Below are 20565 nucleotides of genomic sequence, written 5' to 3' on the forward strand. Positions count from 1 at the left end.
GTGTGTGTGTGTGTGTTACACTTTTTTCCGGTGTATGCAAATATAAAGCGTTAAAAGATGCAGAAAAACACACTTTTCTCTGCACCGTATTCCTTATTATATATATGGCTATATTTCGCATGATGGCGGCAAAGGTAAACAAAGTTGGTGAAACACACAAATGTTTTCTTAAAAAAGATTCTGCATAAGTTCCACCATAAGAAGTGTCTTGAAAAAGTAAAAAAAGAGCGTTTTATTTTGCTATTCGACCGATTTGCATTAATTTTGCGACAGAAAACATAGTCATAACTATCAAACAACACACATGGTATATACACGTATTTCGGCTGCGGAAGCTGCAGCTATGATAAAGAATGGTGAGAACATAAGCCTGAGCGGATTCACCCCTGCGGGAACGGCAAAAGCGGTAACAAGAGAACTTGCGAAACGAGCAACGGCCGAGCATGAAGCTGGAAGACCTTTCCAAGTGGGCATTTTTACAGGTGCTTCGACGGGAGAGAGTACCGATGGTGTCATGTCAGCTGCCGGAGCAATCAGATTCAGGGCACCTTATATCACTAACGCAGAGTTCCGTAAGCATGTAAACAACGACGAGTTTGCCTATGCCGACTACCACTTGAGTATGATGGCGCAGAACTTGCGTTACGGGTTTCTTGGCGAAGTAGACTGGGCTATCCTCGAAGTTTGCGATATTGAAGAGAATGCAGACACTTGCAAGGCCTATCTTACGGCTGCCGGCGGTATCGCTCCTACAGCAGCACGGCTGGCCAAACACGTGATATTAGAGCTCAATTCGTTCCATAGTAAGGATATAAAGTTATCGCACGACGTGTACGAACCGCTCGATGCACCTCATCGCCAGCCCATTCCTATCGTAAATGTAGGCGACAGAATCGGTAAGCAATATGTGGAGATAGATGCTCGGAAGATAGTTGGTGTGGTAGAGTGCAACATACCAGACGAGGCACGCGGATTTAAAGAGCAAGATGAGGTAACCACTCAAATAGGTATCAATGTGGCAGCGTTTCTGTCCAATGATATGAAACGGGGTATCATTCCATCGTCTTTTCTTCCTTTGCAAAGTGGCGTAGGCAGTACAGCTAATGCCATATTGGGCGCACTCGGTGCCGATAAACATGTGCCCGACTTCAATATTTACACAGAGGTGTTGCAAGATTCTATCGTCGGTATGATGCTCAATGGTCGTGTGAAAGATGCTTCCACCTGTTCGCTCACTGTAACAAACGAGTGCCTGAAAGAAGTATATGACAATATGAACTACTTCAAAGACCACCTTACCATCCGTCCAAGTGAAATCTCCAATAACCCCGAAGTTATCCGGCGGCTTGGTGTAATTGCCATTAATACGGCCATTGAGGCAGATATTTACGGTCATGTGAACTCTACCCATATCGGTGGAACTAAGATGATGAACGGCATAGGAGGTAGTGGAGACTTTGAGCGCAATGCTTATATCAGTATCTTCACGTGCGCTTCAGTGGCAAAAGGTGGCTGTATCAGTGCCATTGTGCCACGCGTGAGCCATCAAGACCATTCCGAACATGATATAGATGTTATCGTTACAGAGTATGGAGTGGCCGATTTAAGAGGTAAAAGCCCCACACAACGCGCTCAACTTATTATTGAGAATTGTGCGCATCCGGACTATCGACCTCTTCTAAGAGACTATTTGAAACTTTGCAATAAGGGTCATGAACCCCAAAACCTTGCCGCATCGTTTGCTATGCACGATACCTTGTTGCGCAAGGGCGACATGAGACTCACTGAGTTTGCAGAGTATATACATGCTTAGCGCTATACTGTCGTGAGACATTTTATTCAATGAACTTAACTTTTTCATAAAATCTTACTACACAAACGCAAGGATGCTGGGGCGGGAGTCTCGGCATTTTTGTTTCTATAGCTTTCCTTTGAGCTGGAACAGCCTTGTAAGAAAAAGCAGCTACCAGTCTTTTGACTGATAGCCGCCATGATGTTGTACTCCCACCGAGAATCGAACTCGGATCAAAGGTTTAGGAAACCTGCATTCTATCCATTGAACTATGGGAGCCTTTTGCGTTTGCAAAGGTAATGGAATTTCATCGAACGGCAAAATAAAAAATAGCAAATTGATTTGAAGAACAGGCTTCTGAGATGTATCTTTGCAAGCAAATAGACATGTAAAGGTAAGCAAATGATATTCTATTTCTCTGCCACAGGCAATACGAAGTGGGCTGCCGAACAACTTGCAGCTGCCACTGGAGAGCAACTTTACTCTATTTCCGAACTGATAAGGGCCGACCATTGTGTCTTTCATCTTCAGGAAACGGAACGCATCGGCTTCTGCTTTCCCGTTCATGGATGGAGACCTCCCATGCCCGTCTGCGATTTTCTTACCCGCATAAAGATAGCTAATGCCACGGGGCATTTCTGTTTTGCACTTTGTACGGCTGGCGATACGATAGGTGAAACGATGCGCATTCTGCAACAAGACCTTGCCGTAGCGGGGCTACATGCCGAAGGTCTGTACTCTCTTCTCATGCCTAATACCTATGTGGGACTGCCTTTTATGACTGTAGACAGTAAAGAAACAGCTCATCGCAAGCTGAAAGTGGCCGCGGAGGAGATAAGTCGGTATGTGACAGACATTGTGAACCGGCGGGCGGGAAGTAGGTTACATGTCGGCCGGTGGCCGCGTATCAATAGCCGATGGTTAGGCGAATGGTTTATTAGAAATGCTCTGACTGACCGCCCTTTTCGAGTGAACAACGAGCGATGCATCAGATGTGGGCGATGTGCCACCGTGTGTCCTATGCAGAATATCACGGGAGGTAAGGGAGAGAAGCCCATTTGGCATCACACAGATGATTGCATTTCCTGTTTCGCCTGTTATCATGGTTGCCCCGTTCATGCCATTGATTATGGTCATAGAACCCGAAAGAAAGGGCAATATTATTATGGGCGTAAGGATTAAGCTCCGCAAGCCTTAAAACTTTTATTTGGGGTCTTGCAGTCCAACTGCAAGCATTAAAATGTTTATTTTGAGCTTTGCAGTCCAACTGCGAGTACCGAAAATTTGGTTCTATAACGAATCATGTGATATGACAGAGAACGCTCCCAAGTGGCCGGATATTAGTCATGAATTGAATTTTGTTATCGCTGTCCGGTAAACCTTTTGAATGTTTAGCCATTTTTCTACCTGCAAGTTTTACTGTATCGAAATATATCCGTATCTTTGCAGCCGACTTAACGGCATTCGGTGTAGCATGCCATTTGTGCTTTTTACTGTTCCGCCATATTATTCTCATATCCAAAACAATTATGATGCACTATCTGAAATATTTATTCCTATTCATTATTTCCTGCTACATGTTATCCGTATCGGCACAGTCCAAGAATAAGTCGGTCAATAAGGCTCAGACAGGAAATGCGACATCTCAAATGCTGTCGGCCTATATTGACTCGCTCACCCATTACAGGGAGAAGCAGTTGGACACGATGAATACGGCAAACATTGCTGTTTCCGTCCCCGATATTTTTACGCCGGAGAACAGGTATTATCGTCTGTTTATTCCCTTTACCTTCTATCATTCTCCGGCTCGTCGATACCTGCGTCTTACGGCCGACAGTACAGCAGAAAACGGCACCGACGCATTGATAGATCGCACGCTGCTCAACATTTATCTGACGCGTCCCGACCTCGTAGGCAACAGCGAGACACATATCCGACAGGTCGGATCGGTGGAAGAACGTTTTGATACCCCCGTATACCACAATATCGACATGGTGAAGAAAGTGGCACCACAACCCGTGGAGCAGACGATAGAAACACCGGTAAAAGTAGTCGTCATGCGTCCGAATTTCTGGACATACAAGGGCGATTACTATCTGCAATTCCTGCAAAACTATGTTTCGAGCAATTGGTACAAGAGCGGCGAGAGCAATTATTCCATGGTGGGAAGTGCGATGCTTCAGGCCAATTACAACAACAAGCAAAAAGTGAAATGGGACAACAAGTTGGAAATGAAGATAGGATTTCAAACCTCGCGTGCCGACTCTCTGCACAGCATGAAGACCACGGAAGATTTATTGCGCTATACAAGCAAACTCGGCCTACAGGCCAACAAGCGATGGTATTACACGCTACAACTCGTTGCGTACACACAGTTTGCGCGTGGCTATAAGAGCAATGACGCTACCGTCTACTCCGACATCTTCTCTCCGCTCAACATCAACCTCTCTCTCGGTATGGACTATTCCACCGAGTGGTTGAAGAAACGTCTCACCGGCAACATACACATTGCTCCTCTGGCCTATAACCTGCGATATGTAGACCGCCTCGCCCTCTCCACGCGTTACGGACTCGATGCGGGAAAACACGTGATACACGACTTCGGTTCCGAATTCACCATCGACCTCATTTGGAAATTCAACGACATGATTTCATGGCAGACACGCCTTTATGGCTATACGACATACAGTCGTGCGGAATTGGAATGGGAGAATACCATCTCGTTCAGGTTCAATCGGTACATCTCGACAAACCTCTTTGTATATCCGCGCTTCGACGACGGGTCTAACATCAGAACCGGAAACCACGGGTATTGGCAGCTGAAAGAATATGCCTCTATCGGCTTCGCATATTCGTTCTAATCCGAAAGCCTTGCACCGGTGTATTCGAGGATACAGTGTGCCAGCGGAGCCAAAATAAAGTATTTTCCCTCTACAGGAAGAATCTCCTCCAGCAATGCTACTTGCTAAAAACCGTATTCATCATGCCGTACCATAGAAATATTCTCTTCACTGTTGCACTCATTTGCTGCCTGACCATCTCGGGACAGACCACCGACAGCATACCGACAGCATCGGGCAAAATGCACAAGCAAGGATCTCCAAGAAAACGAGACCACGGAAAAGGGTTGATGATTACCCCGCTCGAAGCCTTGCAAGGCGACCTACCCGGCGTAAACGTATCGCGTGGTGGCAACGAGCGATTAGCCATGCTCAACAGCGTGCGTGTGAGGGGTACAACCTCCGTCACGGGAGGCAACGACCCCTTGGTAGTTATCGACGGCATATCGAGCGACCTTGCTACGCTTTCTACCATTTATCCCGCAGACATCGCCTCGTTTAAGGTGCTCAAAAACGCGGCCGAAACAGCGCAATACGGCTCACGAGGCGCATCGGGCGTTATCATCGTGACCACTAAAAAGGGATTAGCCGGTAAGTTTAGTATTGCCTATGATGCCAACGCCGGCATTGAAAAAGCGCATTCATTTATTAAAATGCTTGGTCGTAGAGATTATCTCTCCACCGCACAGACATTAGGACTTCCCTATGTTGATGGCGGATACGATACCGATTTCCAACGTGCCATCACCCGAACGGGCACAGTGCAGAATCATCACTTGGCATTCACCGGCGGCACCGAAACGGCTAACTATCGTGCATCGGTGAGTTATATGACCCATCGCATGGTCGTGAAGACCAACGATTATCGCAATTTTACAGCGAAATTCGACCTCATGCAGAAAGGATTCGACGACATACTGACCGTAGACTTCGGCATCTTTGGGTCGTCGCTCTCTTCCGGTAACCTGTATGATATGCGCAAACTCTTTTATTCCGCAGCCACACAAAACCCCACCTATGCGACAGGACGCAATGCTACAGGCGGATGGAGTACGAACGCCGGTGCCTCGCAGATTGCCCATCCCATGGGATGGCTGGGTATTGAAAACGACGATAAAGGTTTCAACTTCAACACCCACATCGGACTTGACTTCATTTTGTCCAAGGCATGGCGGCTGCATCTTTTCGGGTCGTATGCCTACAACAGTCTCGAAAATGCTCTCTTTCTCCCACTTGCGACCGAAGCTCAAGGTAAAGCTGTTCGTAGAGAACGGAAAGGCGAAGACGTGCTGGGTAATATTTCGTTCACCTATCGCAGGCAATGGAGAAATCATAAGATAGAGGCGGAGGTGCTAAGCGAATACCAAAGAAGTCGGCAGACGGTCTTTTACACCACAGTGAAAGGCTTTACCGGCAATGCTTTCGGCTACCACAACCTCGGTGCCGGTGCCATCAGACCACAAGGCGGAACGGGCAGCGGATACGAAAGCCCCACCTTGCTCTCGTTCATGGGACGTGCCGACTATACGTATCTCAACCGATACCGACTTTCCGTGACATCGCGTGCCGACGGGTCGTCGCTCGTAGGGAGAAACCATCGTTGGGGGTTCTTTCCATCGGTCGGTGCGGAATGGGACATCCACCAAGAGCATTTCATGCGCGACCTCTCTTTTATCAACCGCCTCAGCCTGCATTCCGGCTACGGCATCTCAGGCAATCTCGGCGGCATAGAGTCTTACAATTCCTTGCATTACATGACACCCATTGGGGTGATTCCTTATGGTAACACGCCGACAATTACGATGGGACTGATGAAGAATATCAACCCCGACCTCAAGTGGGAAAGCCGTTCGTCGTTCAATATTGGTATCGAAAGCGCATGGCTCGACAACCGCCTTGTCTTCACTGCCGAGTATTATTACTCGAAGACGCGCGACATGCTTTATCCCTACCCCGTGAGCGTGCCTCCGTTTGCATACAATACATTGCTGGCCAATATTGGTAGCATGAGCAATAGCGGTGTGGAGTTAGGATTGGGAGTCGTGCCTGTCTCCACGCGAGACTTGGAGCTGAATATCAATATCAACCTCTCCTTCCAAACCAATAAACTGCTTTCGTTGAGTGGTATGTATAGAGGCGAATACCTCTCTTCGTCGCCTATCACGCCAATAGGTTCGATGGATGGAGCAGGCTTTCATGGCGGCGACAACAACATTGTTTACCAAATCGTCGGCCGCCCGTTAGGTGTCTTCTATCTGCCCCATTGCACAGGACTAGCGAAGAATCCCGACGGGTCTTATTCCTATCAAATTGCCGACCTCGACAAAAACGGTCGCATCAATACCGAAGATGGCGGCGACCGCTACGTAGCCGGACAGGCTGTCCCCAAAGTCACGCTGGGCTCGAATATCAGTTTGCGCTACCGCAACTGGGACGTTTCGATGCAGCTCAACGGTGCGTTCGGCCACAAGATATACAACGCCACCGCACTCACTTACATGAACATGGGTGCATTTCCCGATTACAACGTGATGGCCGATGCTCCGCGCAGAAATATCAAAGACCAACGCGCCACAGACTATTGGCTGGAAAGTGGCGACTACGTGAATATCGACTATGTGACGATAGGCTACAATGTGCCGTTAAAAAGCAAATTCATGAGCGCGCTCCGCTTGTCGTGCAGTGTAAACAATATTGCCACCTTTACCGCCTACAGCGGGATTTCACCCATGATAAACAGCTATGTAGTAAACGCAACATTGGGCATTGACGACAAAGACGTTTACCCTGTTTATCGGTCGTTCGCTATCGGTGTAGGCATACAGTTCTAACCCTTCCAAACACAAAACCCCAATGAAGAAACTCTATATTGCACTCTCGATGAATCTGCTATGCTGTGTATCATGTTTAGACGAACACCCTCGCGACCGTATTTCGCCGGAGCAAGCCTTTGATACCCCCACGCATATCTACCTCAACACCGTAGGCACGCTCTACAGTCTTATGGGCAGCGATGCTGATAGCCAAGGCCTTCAGGGCACATATCGCGGCATCTACGACTACAACACCTTTACCACCGACGAGGCCATGATACCCCGACGGGGCGGCGATTGGTACGACGGCGGATTCTGGGAACGACTCTACACACAACAATGGCGTAGCGACGACAGCGAGCTATATGCCACGTGGAGTTATTTATATAAAGTGGTGGTACTTTCCAACGATGCCATTCGCACACTCAACACCTACCGCAGCCGGCTTACGGCCGAACAACACCGTGCCTATACGGCCGAGGCGAGGGCAATACGCGCCATGTACTATTATTATCTGGTGGATATGTTTGGCAATGTGCCTCTGCTCGACAAGCCCGAAGTAAAAGTGAGCGATGTGAAGAAAGCCAAACGCAGCGACGTCTTCTTATTTGCTTTTAACGAATTGCAAGCTGTTTGCGATGACTTACCCGATGCTCGTTCCAATGCAGAAGGCCTCTACTACGGGCGCATCACTCGCCCCGTTGTCTATTTTCTGTTGGCAAAGCTCGCGCTTAATGCCGAAGTCTACACCTGCAACCATCCTGCCAAAGAGCCTCGCCGCTCGGGTTCCGCCATCTATTTTACGGTGGATGGCACACAGATGAATGCGTGGCAAACCGTGATTCACTACTGCAACCAAATCACAGCGGCAGGCTATCGCCTTGAAACGGACTACGCTGCCAACTTCGCTATACACAACGAGACATCGCAGGAAAACATCTTCACCCTGCCGATGGATAAGAATCTCTACACCACCCAATATCAATACCTCTTCCGCTCGCGCAACTACCACCACGGCCGTGCCCTGGGACTTGGGGCGGAGAATGGAGCCTGCGCCACAATCTCTACCGTAAAGGCATTTGGCTACGGAACGCCCAACGTGGACACGCGTTATGCCCTGAATTTCTATTCCGACACGATAACCGTAGACGGCGATACCGTTCGCCTCGACAATGGACAACCGCTGGTTTACCAGCCACTTGCCGTAGCACTCGACCTCACCTATTCCAAGGAGATGAAAACAGCCGGTGCACGTATGAAGAAATACGAGATAGACCGCAAAGCCTATCTTGATGGCAAACTGCAAGACAACGACATCGTGCTCTACCGTTATGCCGACGTGTTGCTGATGCTCGCCGAGGCAAAAGTGAGAAACGGCGAATCGGGCGATGATGCTTTGACGGCCGTGCGCCATCGTGTAGGGATGCTGCCCCGTGCGGCCACCCTCGACAATATCCTCGAGGAGCGTCTGCTTGAACTGGTGTGGGAGGGTTGGCGGCGACAAGACCTTATCCGCTTCAACCGCTTCAACAAGTCCATTTCAGGTAGCTCAACGGACAAAAGCCTGTTCCCCATTCCTCAAAACGCCATTGACCTCAACCCCAATCTTCGATAGTCATTGGATGGTCGGTCAGATGGTCTGCTGCCTTTCGAATACGTAGTGGGCAACGATGCAGGAGAGGTGGAAGTGCCAATGCTTACTATCCCATTGCCTGAGAGCACCCTGTATTCTGCTGGTGAGCAAAAGAAATTCTGCTGGTGAGCAGAAAAAAGTTTGCCGGTGAGCGGAAAAAAGTTTGCTGGTGAGCAAAAAACAGCTCGCTCGTTGAGACCTTTTTCCCCCTTTTCGCAGAGGGTATCTGCACTCGTTGTGAGATGCGCCGTGCGCGAGTTCGTGACAAAAATATTTGTCAGTAATCAATTCATCACTTTTCGCCTCGTTTTTGTGATGATTCCTTAGTATTCGATGCTCAAACGTTCGAGATTGTAATTTTTCATGGTTGTAAAGTAACGATTGATAAATCGGCATTCGTACCGTGTACAGATGCCGTTTGTACGTGGCATAGGTGGCGTTTGTACATGGAAAGGTCGACAATCTTACTATCCACAAAGCAAATGCGTATGACTTTCATTACCTTACGGCAAGCTGCCATTTCGTCTTCTTTGTCCGGGACAGGATACGAACAGATAACGATACTACGGGAAGAGTTGGTGCAACCATGAGAGAAAGGCCGTTTTCCATTCACGACATTCCGCAGTGCCTTTCACCTTGCTTGCGCCGAAGCCATGGCCACCGGTGCGGTATTGTATATAAAGATGAGGAATGGCGCGTGCTGTGAGTGCCGAGTCTAAAAGCACAGCATTTTGGTATTTTACCACAGGGTCGTCGACACAGTTCATCAGAAAAACGGGTGGACAATCAGTAGGTATGTGTTTTTCGAGCGAGAGAGAGTCGCGCATACATCGGCTTCCTTTTCCCCATTCACCCAATAGTCCCCGACGCGAACGCCTATGCACATAGCGCTTGTCGGCCAAAGTCACCACAGGATAAAGGGGAGCAACAAAATCGGGATGCAACGACACTGCGGGGTATATGCCCAAAGGGGCGAGGAAGTTAGTAGCGGCAAAAGCGGCCGAAGCCATGGCTAAATGTCCGCCGGCCGAGAATCCCATCACACCTACATGGGCAGTGTCCACATTCCATTCTGCTGCTCGCTCGCGTACCAACTGCAAAGCACGCTGCACGTCGCGCAGCATGTCGGGATGCCGATGCCCCCGTGTCAGCAATCGGTAATGGGTGATAAAAGCCGCTACACCCGCCACGCGATAGCGCAATACGAAAGCGGCAATACCATTGGCCTGCAACCATCGGGCAACTTCCACACCTTCGGTCTGCATGTCAAGCCAATGATAACTGCCGCCCGGGCATATAATAATGGCTGTCGATGGACGAGTGCCGATGGGAAGGAAGGGCTCGAGCGTGACGTGCGGAGCACATTCGGCCGTACCCTGCCAAATAGGTATCTGTGACTTAACGGTCGTAGCAACAACAAAGAAAAGGAAAAGGATAAACGGCCGCTTCATAGCTTCTTCATGATTTGATTGGCTCCTACGATAGCTTCGGCCGTAAGGATGGCCGAGAGAGGTACACCGCAAATGCCGTGCAATCCCACGCATTGCCCCGTGAGATAAAGATTGTGCACTTTGGTGAACACAGGTATTTGTGAGAGCAAGATATTGTCGCAGTCTTTGGCATAGCCGTAGAGTGCACCGTTCTTGGTATGGTAATAGTCGCGAATGGTAAGAGGCGTGGCCGTATAAACATGCTTCACTGCACGGCGGAAATCGGGGTAGAGCATCTCCATGCTGTCAAGTATACGGTCGCACAATGCGATTTTCCATGCTTCATAGGCTTCTCCTCTGCATCCCGTGTGTGTATGCGCCCATGGATGGACAGCATCGTAAGGCATCGGAGAATGGATGATAAGCCGTGAAGCCCAAGCCCCTTGCCCTACCTCAGGCGGTGTCATATACATGAATCCGCGAGGCCAATCCTCACCGTAATCGGCCAATTGCCATACGTGATGGTAAGTTTGCTGAAAATAACAAGTGTGGTTAATATAAGGAAAAGCGCGTTCCTTCAACTCAATGAACAGCGTAAAAGCCGAATAGGTGTTAGGGATGGCCTCCAACCGGTCGCGATACGATTTTGGGAAAGCCGGAGCATCAATGACACGAAGTAATTCACAAGGATGGACGGCCGCAATATAGCGGTCGGCCGTATAAGATGTGCCATCTTGCGTAACGACACGCCGTACTTTGCGCTCAGCCACCTCGACCTGAGCCACTTCCGCTCGGGGCACAACCTTCCCACCGGCTTCTTCGATGATAAATTGCAACGCGTCGGCTAATTGTCGGCTTCCTCCTTCGAAGCGAGTTGTGCCTTCGATGTAGAGCACGTTGATTAAGGCATGGATATACGCCGGCGTATGCCCTGCCACACCGCCATACATGGGATTCATATACGCCAGCAATTCACGTAATTTCGGGTCGGAGACATAGTGAGCAATGAGCCTGTCGGCCGGCCAGAGGAAATGTTCGCTATGTTGCACCATGGTTTCTCTCCCCGGTCGTAGATAAAAGGCATCCACCTCTTCTGTCAGTCGATAGAGTTCGTCTACATACGCCTGCAAATTCGTTCGCTCATGAGGGAAATAAGCGGTTAAACTCTCAGCAAAGCCATTACGTCCCGAAGCGATGTGATAAGTAGCACCGTCTTCTCCGTAGGTGATTTCATCCATACAATCGTCATCGGTGTCCCGTAAATGCAAACTCTCCATGATGCCAAGATAGGAGCATATTCTCTGCAGCGTTCCTCTCTCGCGGAATCCTCCGAGGATGTGCATGCCAGTTTCGAACTCTACATTGCCGCGATGGAAAGTTTGCAGTCCACCGCCAATCGTTGCGTTCTTTTCGAGCACTTTGACGGCAAGCCCTTCGTGTGCCAGCAAGGCTCCGGTGAAGAGTCCGCCAAGTCCGCCGCCGATGATGATTATGTCTTGATTCATTCGTTGATTTGCCTGTAGATGGTTTCGGCCGAGAGTAGTTCGCTGCACGTAACGATGGTGCCGACGAGTACTCCGAGCATACCGTGTGAATTGATATTCTGCCCGGTGAGCAGTAGATTCGGAATCTTTGTTTTGTGCTGCACGTGACATGCGGCTGCTTTATTGATGTCTTTGCCCACGCCATACATCGAGCCGCCTTCGGTTCCGGTGTAATCGAGATAGGTTAGAGGCGTGGAAGTCCAATAGTTTTCGATTGCGTCCTTCAGTCCCGGGCACTGTTTGTCGGCCTCTGCAATTAGGTGTTCTGCTTTCTCACGTTTAAAAGTCTCATAGGCTTCGCCACGCTGACCGATACAAGTGCCAGCCCATTGAGCTACATCTTCAAAGCGCATGTAACTCAACAGTTCGCCACACTCGGCATAAATCGGTGGTTTTTCTGTAACAAGACGTGGACACATGTGCATGTATAGAAATCCGCGTGGCCAGTCGGCGTCGGTGTATTGTTCGCAATCCCATGGCGAAGAGGTGCGATAGCCGTAGAAGTTATGGTTGATGTAGGGCATTTTTTCGGGACGAAACTTCATGTAGACAGCGAATCCGCCGGTTGTGTTCGGTAAATTTAGCAAGCGTGCTTTGTAGGCTGGGCGAATGAGGGGCGTATCTCCCAGCAGTTCCATGAGTCGGGCGGGATGAACGGAGGATATGATGATATCGGACGTAATAAGTTCCTCATCGGCTGTGACGACTCCCGTTGTCCGACAATTATTGCAGATGATGCGGCTCACTCTCTTGTGCGTCTTCACATCACCACCGTATTGGCGCAGGGTTTTCGCCAGTGAGAAGGCTATTGCATCGCTTCCGCCTGGGATGCGGAATGAACTTTGGTTATAGAAGTCGGTTATAAAGGCGTGGGTCGCGAAAGGTGTTCGCCCACGTTCGGCGGCATAGAGTGGCAGGTTGCCAACGAGCACGTTTCGCAGCGTGGTATCAGCAGTAAGTGAACTGATAACGTCGTCGATACTGCGTATTTGGTATTCAGTGTTCAGGGTGTCGTTGCCGTCGGTTTGTTTTAGTGAGTGAAGCGATGAGGCCGAGGCGATGCTTTCAATGAGGTCGAAATATCGGGCAAGATTATCTTTCTCGGCCGGGAAGCTGCATGCCAGCTCTTCGATAAAAGGCTCGCGACCGTTGGCAAAACGAAACTGTTCACCGGCCAGAGAAATAACATCATATCCATGGAGGTCGAGTCTGCTAAGGGGCAAACCGTCGAGTTCAAGATAATGCATTAGTCTATGGAGCGTTTGTCCTTTGTCGGCACTTCCGATGAAATGCATCCCAGTTTCAAACTTAGCTCCATCGCGATGAAAACATTGTAGGCAACCACCAATCTGTGCACCTTGTTCGAGTACAGTAACACGATAGCCGTTCTTAGCGAGAATTACTCCGCAGGAGAGTCCACCCAGTCCGCTGCCAATAATTACACAATGCTTCATAAAGAGTCTTGGTTCGTTTGAGTCCACTCCCGATACTTCTGACGGAAGAACTTAGCTATTTCCATGGGCGTATTGCCACATTGACCGTCATCAACCGAGGTGCGGGGTTTTATTTTGATGGTTATGTTGCCCGGCGTTACAGTTCGGGCGCGCTTGTTGAGCACAACTCCCGTGCCATGTAGAACTACGGGTACGATGTCGAGCTTGAACTTCCGTGCTAAACTGAACGCTCCTTGGTGGAAACGTAACATGTCGAGACTGGCCGAGCGGGTACCTTCGGGGAATATCATGATGGAATAACCTCGGCCGATGAGCGATTCTATCTGGGCTTCGTTCTTCGTGATGTCGTTGGTAATGGTGAGGAACTCGGCATAGCGGATGGCGAGTGCGTAGAGTGGGTTCATCCACACCCACCTTTTAGTTACTATTACCAGACGCGGTGTGAGCATCATTATGCACAGCAGGTCGAGGTGACTTTGGTGGTTGCTGATGACCACCGCGGGACGGATGAAGTCTTCACCATCGGGGTTGTCTATCCGGGTATTAACGCCGGGAACGAGCTGCATGAGCCAATACGACATTCGTTGGATTATACCGTGATAAGTCAGTCGCTCATCCTCGGAAACCTTGTGTGAGCTGAAGTAAACGAACAGTCCTGCCTGCACGAACATCATCACAACAAACAACAGCAACAAAACGCTAAGTACGAGTGTGAAACTTAGTAGACGTTTCGGCCAGGCATACACTGCGGCTAATACGCAAAGCACGGTGTTGAGTACGGATATACGGGCAAAGTCGCGGCCGGGGCGGAAGTGGCTCACGCGTTCGTCTCGGGGCGGATAGTAAACATGGATGGGAATGCTATGCAGGCCTACTCCGTGCCATGCGGCATAGACCATGAGTTGGAGCTCGGCTTCATAGCGCGAGGTAACGAATCGCAATCCGCGAAGGCGGTGCAGCGGATAGGCGCGGAAGCCGGTTTGAGTGTCGGGTAGGCGCTTGCCGGTTTGAATGGCGAACCAGAAGTTGCTGAATTTGTTTGCAAACCTACTTTCGGAGTCCATGTTGCGCTCTGCGTCTTGGGTGAACAACGAAGGGTCGAAGCGGTTGCCAACAATGATGTAGCCGGGGTAACGATTGATGGCTGCGAGGAAGGTCGGTAGGTCGGTTGGAAGATGTTGTCCATCGCTGTCGATGGTGATGGCATAGCTGAATCCCTGTTTCCTGGCTTCCCTGAATCCGCTGCAAAGTGCGCGACCCTTACCGAGGTTGCGTTCCATGGTGAGCACAGTGATTGGCAGTTCGCATTCAGTTAACAGACGGGGCGTTGAATCGGTTGAACCATCGTCCACCACAATGATGTGGGGTATGAACTTGCTCACGCCTCGAATCACCTCCATCAACGTTCGTGAGTTGTTGTAGGTGGGGATAACAACGCACACCTTTTCATTCATATATCAGGGAGAGTTTGGCATAGGTTTGGTTTTCGTCCGATATGTCGGCCTTGACGGTATATTGCCGTACTCCGTTTTCGCCGAGATTGGTTTTATAGCCGAACGAGAACATTGGTTCGTTTTCGGGTGTGAGTAGCGATAGAAATTTAATGTTCTTAGCTCCTCGCAGCAATAGCTTCCGTTCGAGTCGTTTCTCCACAAGTTCGGTGAGCATCTGAACCATGCATACTCCCGGCGTTACGGGTTGCCCGGGGAAGTGGGCACGATAGATTTCATGCTCGCCGTTGAGTTTTAGTCGAACAACGGCTCCTTCAGGGCGTTCGTCGTAGGCCATGATGCTGTAGAAATTACTCTCCAGTTTCATTGTCATATTGTTTCAAGGGTTTGAACACATATTCTATGCCACGTTTCATGTTGTTGTATTCGCATTCGCCCGCTTCTATGAGGATGGGTACAATGTACTGCATGTCGTGCCGAAGTACACGTCGGATGTACCATTTGTCGAGTGCGGGCGTAACGTTCTCGAGCTTCAGTTTGTTTCGCTGTTTGTTGTAGACGAAGTCGAATGCTTTCAATCCGAACTCGTTTATCACCGAGCCAACGGTTTCATGTTTGTCGCTCGTTACCATGAGGCACAGACCGGTGACCACGGCTTTTCTGAACGTGAGCTGCACTGACAGTCGGAGCGTGTCCGATTGTGCCGATGCACCAAGCGAAATGGCGAGCAGACATACGGCGAACAGGCTCGACTTAATTAATCTTATATTCATTCTGGCTAACTGTGACGTTCTTTGTCGGGTTTAGCAGTTCGATGGTTGTTGTGTCACCTCCGCGTTCGAACATTTCCACGCGTGTGGCTATCATCCGTTTCGTGTCGAAGGTTATGACGAGCTGCGTGAAGATTTGTTTCAGTTCTTTTTTCAGGGGAATGAGTTTGGCAATCCAGTTGGTGCCGCTCACGAGCATTTCGGTTTTAAAGTTCTGGCGGTCGGTTAGGCTCTTTCCGGTTACACTGCTCATCATGATTTGTGTTATCTGCCTGAAAACTTTGTTTTTGTTAGCGTCTATCACGTTGGTTTGTCTGTCGCTTTTCATGTAAACCTTGCTACCGTTGACGATAAATATATATTGGTATGGACTGGTGTATTCCCACCTCAGTTGTGATGGTTGTGTGTAGCACATTCGCCCTTTTGACACCATTTTGCTTTTCATCATTCGTAGTGTTTTGGTTTGCTTGAATGTGCATTGCATTGTTTTCATGGCCTGTGCTGCATGGCCTATTTGTTCCATCATTTGTCGTGTCTGCTGTTCTTTCACGGGTGTTTGGGCCGTTGCCTCCGCAGTCAGGAGGATTACAATGAGCAAGGAGAGTAGTTTTTTCATATTTCCAAATGTTTTATGTGTTCGTGAAGTGTGTGCATATAATTATGTAATGTATTCAGAATGCCGAAGGAAGTTGGGTATCCAATTATCTCGTGCAGTTGAGTCTCGAAGAGGGGTGATGGCCCTGTTAACCGAGTATGCAATCATAATCATCCCTTTATCCCTTCTGAACGATTAACACAACTCCGGTCATAATCAACGCCAGTCCTATCCAGCGAACTATCGGAACGTGTTCGTGGAAGATGAGTACGGCAGCTAACATGCCCATGACATAGCTCAAACTTATCATCGGATAGGCCATACTCAGCGGATAGTGGCGAACGATGTACATCCACAACAGCGACGAAGCACCGAAGCATATCCCGCACACGGCAAACCACAGATTGGTGAACGCACCGGCAAAGAAACGCCACGTCCAACTGAATGTGCCCATCTGTTGAAGGGAAATTTTCAGTGTTACTTGCCCCAGGGTGAGCAGGGCCGATTGCAACAGGGCTAATGGCAGTAATCCCCACATAATGTTTTTATTTTCTCGTCGTTGAGCAGCTCGTTGACCGTGCCTTCGTCGCTGAGAAACATCACCGTGCAGATTTCGTTTTGTTCGTCGTGCAAGCCAACTAGGGCGTTCTTGGCATGCCCTATTTCGATTTGCATACGGGCATCGACGAGGGCGCTTACAAGCGACTCGGCACCATGCGAAAAGGTGTTATTGTAGCCGTGCGAGTGTGTATGAATGGCTATCAAACTGCCTATGGTGTTGTGCGTAGATTGCATGAAGTGGGTGGGTTTGAGCAGCTGCTCGCCGTTGAGCGAGATATCGTCAAGGAAAGAGAGCGTGTCGGCCACGCATCCCTTGGCTGTGGCGGTTATGATAGCGTCGGGCGAGCTCACCCCTGTACGCTGAAGTACAACGAGCGAGGTGAGTAGGGCGCGCTTGAGAATCGCACTGAGCCGTCGGGCGATCATGGGTGGAATCTTCGGCATTTCGTCGGGCTGTATGTCGGCGTATCTTACTACCGTTTTGAGATAAACCTGTCTGGCAGCCGATGGTTCGCCTTGTCTACCGGAATTGTCGAACTCGGAGAAAACGAGCGACGTGTCGTTGCCTCCGAAACCGAATGAATTACATAGCACATGTTTGAGCCGGCGGTTGGTTTGAAGCTTGCTCACCGGCTCCAAACCATCTTCCATCGGTGCCGACCAATGCAGCGTTGGCGGAATGAACCGTCCTTCAATTGCGAGCAGGCATATTGCGGCTTCGATGCTGCCCGACGCACTCGTAGTGTGACCGGTCATTGCCTTGGTAGACGACACAGGCGGCATGCACTTGCCGAACACACGACGTAGTGCCTCACTTTCACTTGCATCGTTATTGGGCGTACCGGTGCCATGGGCGTTCACGTAGTCTATGGCATCGGGCTTCAATCCGGCTACCGATAGAGCTTTCGTCATCGACAAACAGGCGCCATCACCATTGGCCGACGAGGCCGTTTGATGGAACGCGTCGCAGGCATTGCCCCAGCCCGAGAGTACTGCCAAGGGCTTTACACCGCGCCGGCGAGCGCTCTCCAGGGTTTCCATCACGAGGAACGCGGCGCCTTCGCCTAAGTTGAGTCCGGCGCGCGAAGCATCGAACGGGCGACACGGTTCTTTGTCGAGAATCATGAGCGTGCGGAATCCGTTGAAATGGAATCGCGATAGGCATTCGCTTCCGCCCGCAACCACCCGCTCGAATCGGCCGCTGCTGATGAGGTTCGCACCTACAAGAATACTGTTGGCGGCCGACGAGCAGGCGGTTGAACATGTGGTGGTAGCACCCCACAAACCGAAATAATCGGCCATACGCCGGGTGGTTTCTCCGCAGTCGCCCGTCTCAGTATCGCCCACCTTGTGTTGCAGTTCGACGATGTCCATGTCGGCCACCGTCGTGCCCGAAATCAAAGCGGCTGTTTGGATGTCGTGTTTGGTGAGACCGGCATGGTTGATGGCCTCACCGAGAGCGAGTATACCGAGCAGAACGGTACGCGATGTCTCTTTATTTTCGATTCCCAGCATGGCTTTCATCTGCTCGTTGCTCATGTCGACTTCGCCTGCGGGATAGTCTTTGTGAATGGTGCGGAGATGGCGCACGGGGGCTATGCCCTCGCGTTCTTCGAGCAGAGCTTGGCGAACCTCATGACAACCGGTGCCGATGGAGGAAACGATGCCGATGCCGGTAATGACTATCATTTTTTTCGGTTCTTTTCGATGTAGTCGGCCATGGAGTCGATCGAGGCGAAGATGGCTTTGCCTTCGGTGGGATTGTTGAGACGAATGCCGTATTCCTTTTCCATGAGCACAATCAATTCGAGTGCGTCGATGGAGTCGAGCCCAAGTCCTTCGCCGAAAAGCGGAGCCGAGTTGTCGATGTCGGCCGGTGCCATCTCTTCGAGCGACAGTGCTTCGATGATTTGTGCCTTAAGTGTTTCTTTTAATGTATTCATATTGTTTGTTTTGATTAAATGTGACGTTTGTACAGGCCGAGGGTGGCCTCGAAGCGGTCGGCCGATTCATATTCTATCCATCCGCCCAACACCATGCGCGTTTCGCTATCGGCGAAGGCCGAACGGATGAGCTCATCCACGAGCGCTGGTTCTTTGTTTTCGAGGATGAAGAATGAGGTCTCGCCGTGCATCTTGTTGCGTATGGCTATTTCGCCGGTGACGATGTTTGAAAGGGTGTAGACGAAGGTGGCCGGACTGGGATAGAATTGCTCCGTGTGCTGAATGGTGGCTTGATATTTCTGGTCGGTTAGCAGGCAGCCGGTGCGTCCGACGAGCATCACGGCGCAATCGTCGAGCGTCGCACGGTCGATGTCTGACAGGAGCAGTTCGGAGGCGATGAAGCCGAGGCGGCTAAGAGCATCCATTTTGTAGAACTTGGGATAGTTGACAGCCACCTGTTTGTAAAGTTCTGCGAGTAGTGCGCTGCCTTTGGCGGAGGTGATTACGGGGCGGCCGTTGAGTTTTACGCTTTCAGAACAGAGGTGTACTCGTCTGATGATATCAGCCTTTGGGATGATGGGGGCGGATGATGCCTCGTCGGAGCCTTTCACCCAGCGAACGGCGGCATTGCAGCCTCCGAATCCCGAGAGGAGTTTTATGAATTCGCGTTCGTGGGTGCTCGTGGGACGGCTGATGATGTTTAGCTTGTTGCTCACTCCGAGGGTGCCGAATCCGCGTGTGGGAATGATGGTGCCGGCCTCGACGGCTCGCATCGAGAGGATTGTTTCGAGCACACCGGCCGCTCCCATCGTATGTCCATAGTAGCCTTTGAGTGCGTTGACGGGCGTATGGAACAGTCCGGCTCGGGCGATGGCAAACGATTCCATTTCGTCGTTGTAGGGTGTGGCGGTGCCGTGGAGGTTCACAAAGGCCAGACGGGCTGTGTCGTCTGGTAGTACGCGTCGTAGGGCTCGGAAGCTGCCCTCGCCTGTTCGCGACGGACCGGAGATGTGGTTTGCGTCGTTGCGTATGGCGATGTGGCCGGATGTCCATCCGTCGGCGGCCGATTCGTCGGCACGGAGTATCATGGTGGCGGCTGCCTCGCCCAGATTCAGGCCTGTGCGGTGGGCGTCGAATGGCCGGCACGGCTCGCTCGAGAGGGCTTTGAATGATTGGAAACCTGATACGATGAACTTCGATTGGACATCGCATCCGCAGACTACGGCGTGGGTGTAGCGGCCTGATTGCAACAGGCGATGGGCTGTGGCTTGGGCGCATACGCCGGAGATGCAGGCGTTTGACACCACGACGGGCTGGTTGGGATTGCCGAAGAAGCGGGCGATGACGGCGGCCGACTTGCCGAGCCGGATGCGCTCGCGCGGTATGTTGGGTTGGTTCTCGTCGTTGAGCAGTTCCACGTTTCCTTTTGTGGTTGAGAGTACAAAGAGCACTCGTTTGTCGGCTGCATCGATGTGTGTTTGGGCGAGTGCGTAGCTGATGGAGAGGATGGCCAGCTGCTCGAACCGAGTGTATCTTCCGGCGTCGGTGCTGATGGTGGAGAAGCGTTCGGCGATGGCGCCGTCGGGAAAGAGCGAGGCCACGAACGGTCGTGGGAGGTTCCATTTGCCGTCATGGCGCGTGAGCTTGCTTTCGCCGTGCATCACGCGGGCGAAGTTTTCGTTGGTTGTCCAGCCCAGTGGCGAACAAATGTTATCGGCTATACATTCCATTGTTATCGG

General features: G+C 50.6%; 17 protein-coding genes and 1 tRNA gene. 6 read left to right on the top strand and 12 right to left on the bottom strand.

Translation table 11 applies throughout. From position 1 onward, the window contains the following. Together HMPREF0658_RS11720 and HMPREF0658_RS01575 are read left to right on the top strand one after the other, a co-directional pair. On the top strand, positions 1–188 hold a 188-nt coding region (locus HMPREF0658_RS11720), incomplete at its 5' end, for a hypothetical protein (RefSeq protein ID WP_040557608.1). A gap of 116 nt (positions 189–304) precedes the next feature. Then, positions 305–1813: a butyryl-CoA:acetate CoA transferase gene (locus tag HMPREF0658_RS01575; protein WP_006948079.1), complete on the top strand. Its 1509-nt coding sequence runs from the start codon at positions 305–307 to the stop codon at positions 1811–1813. A 186-nt stretch (positions 1814–1999) separates the two neighbouring features. Here the strand turns inward: HMPREF0658_RS01575 and HMPREF0658_RS01580 are convergent. Further along, positions 2000–2071: transfer RNA gene (locus HMPREF0658_RS01580), tRNA-Arg, on the bottom strand. Between the two features lie 123 nt (positions 2072–2194). On the opposite strand from HMPREF0658_RS01580, the gene HMPREF0658_RS01585 reads away from it, so the two are divergent. The 4 genes from HMPREF0658_RS01585 (at position 2195) to HMPREF0658_RS01605 (ending at position 9060) form a co-directional block, all read left to right on the top strand. Then, entirely contained in the window at positions 2195–2974 is a 780-nt protein-coding gene (locus HMPREF0658_RS01585; RefSeq protein ID WP_006948080.1) for an EFR1 family ferrodoxin, read from the top strand. A 347-nt stretch (positions 2975–3321) separates the two neighbouring features. Beyond that, the gene (locus HMPREF0658_RS01595) at positions 3322–4653 is read left to right on the top strand and encodes a DUF3078 domain-containing protein (protein ID WP_081439443.1); all 1332 of its coding nucleotides are present in this window, start codon (positions 3322–3324) and stop codon (positions 4651–4653) included. Between the two features lie 122 nt (positions 4654–4775). After that, the gene (locus tag HMPREF0658_RS01600; RefSeq protein ID WP_006948083.1) at positions 4776–7463 is read left to right on the top strand and encodes a SusC/RagA family TonB-linked outer membrane protein; all 2688 of its coding nucleotides are present in this window, start codon (positions 4776–4778) and stop codon (positions 7461–7463) included. Between the two features lie 22 nt (positions 7464–7485). Then, a complete protein-coding gene (locus HMPREF0658_RS01605) occupies positions 7486–9060 on the top strand; it encodes a RagB/SusD family nutrient uptake outer membrane protein (RefSeq protein ID WP_006948085.1) in 1575 nt (524 codons plus the stop codon). A gap of 581 nt (positions 9061–9641) precedes the next feature. On the opposite strand, the gene HMPREF0658_RS01610 is transcribed toward HMPREF0658_RS01605, so the two are convergent. From HMPREF0658_RS01610 to HMPREF0658_RS01660, 11 genes are all read right to left on the bottom strand, one after another. Continuing rightward, on the bottom strand, positions 9642–10529 hold the full coding sequence (locus HMPREF0658_RS01610) for an alpha/beta hydrolase (RefSeq protein ID WP_006948090.1): 888 nt from the start codon (positions 10527–10529) through the stop codon (positions 9642–9644). Continuing rightward, positions 10526–12013 carry a phytoene desaturase family protein gene (locus HMPREF0658_RS01615; protein ID WP_006948092.1) on the bottom strand — a complete coding sequence of 496 codons (1488 nt, stop codon included), beginning with the start codon at positions 12011–12013 and terminating at the stop codon, positions 10526–10528. Before HMPREF0658_RS01615 ends, HMPREF0658_RS01610 begins: the two co-directional genes overlap by 4 nt. After that, on the bottom strand, positions 12010–13506 hold the full coding sequence (locus tag HMPREF0658_RS01620) for a phytoene desaturase family protein (protein WP_006948096.1): 1497 nt from the start codon (positions 13504–13506) through the stop codon (positions 12010–12012). The genes HMPREF0658_RS01615 and HMPREF0658_RS01620 overlap by 4 nt, the downstream gene beginning before the upstream one ends. Further along, positions 13503–14960, bottom strand: coding sequence for a glycosyltransferase (locus tag HMPREF0658_RS01625; RefSeq protein ID WP_006948097.1), 1458 nt, complete (start codon positions 14958–14960; stop codon positions 13503–13505). The genes HMPREF0658_RS01620 and HMPREF0658_RS01625 overlap by 4 nt, the downstream gene beginning before the upstream one ends. After that, complete coding sequence (locus HMPREF0658_RS01630) at positions 14953–15330, bottom strand: ApeI family dehydratase (protein ID WP_238305748.1); 378 nt, start codon at positions 15328–15330, stop codon at positions 14953–14955. The genes HMPREF0658_RS01625 and HMPREF0658_RS01630 overlap by 8 nt, the downstream gene beginning before the upstream one ends. Beyond that, complete coding sequence (locus HMPREF0658_RS01635; protein WP_006948099.1) at positions 15308–15730, bottom strand: hypothetical protein; 423 nt, start codon at positions 15728–15730, stop codon at positions 15308–15310. The genes HMPREF0658_RS01630 and HMPREF0658_RS01635 overlap by 23 nt, the downstream gene beginning before the upstream one ends. Next, positions 15711–16343, bottom strand: coding sequence for a flexirubin biosynthesis/transport protein LolA2 (gene lolA2 / locus HMPREF0658_RS01640; RefSeq protein WP_006948100.1), 633 nt, complete (start codon positions 16341–16343; stop codon positions 15711–15713). The genes HMPREF0658_RS01635 and lolA2 overlap by 20 nt, the downstream gene beginning before the upstream one ends. A 157-nt stretch (positions 16344–16500) precedes the next feature. Further along, on the bottom strand, positions 16501–16860 hold the full coding sequence (locus tag HMPREF0658_RS01645) for an EamA family transporter (RefSeq protein WP_006948101.1): 360 nt from the start codon (positions 16858–16860) through the stop codon (positions 16501–16503). Further along, positions 16839–18572 (bottom strand): beta-ketoacyl synthase N-terminal-like domain-containing protein, encoded by a 1734-nt coding sequence (locus HMPREF0658_RS01650; RefSeq protein ID WP_006948102.1) that lies wholly within the window; start codon positions 18570–18572, stop codon positions 16839–16841. The genes HMPREF0658_RS01645 and HMPREF0658_RS01650 overlap by 22 nt, the downstream gene beginning before the upstream one ends. Then, complete coding sequence (locus tag HMPREF0658_RS01655; protein ID WP_006948103.1) at positions 18569–18826, bottom strand: phosphopantetheine-binding protein; 258 nt, start codon at positions 18824–18826, stop codon at positions 18569–18571. The genes HMPREF0658_RS01650 and HMPREF0658_RS01655 overlap by 4 nt, the downstream gene beginning before the upstream one ends. A gap of 14 nt (positions 18827–18840) precedes the next feature. Next, entirely contained in the window at positions 18841–20556 is a 1716-nt protein-coding gene (locus HMPREF0658_RS01660) for a beta-ketoacyl synthase N-terminal-like domain-containing protein (protein ID WP_006948104.1), read from the bottom strand. Between the last annotated feature and the right edge of the window lie 9 nt (positions 20557–20565).

Source organism: Hoylesella marshii DSM 16973 = JCM 13450 (assembly GCF_000146675.1).
In the GTDB taxonomy this organism is placed as follows: domain Bacteria; phylum Bacteroidota; class Bacteroidia; order Bacteroidales; family Bacteroidaceae; genus Prevotella; species Prevotella marshii.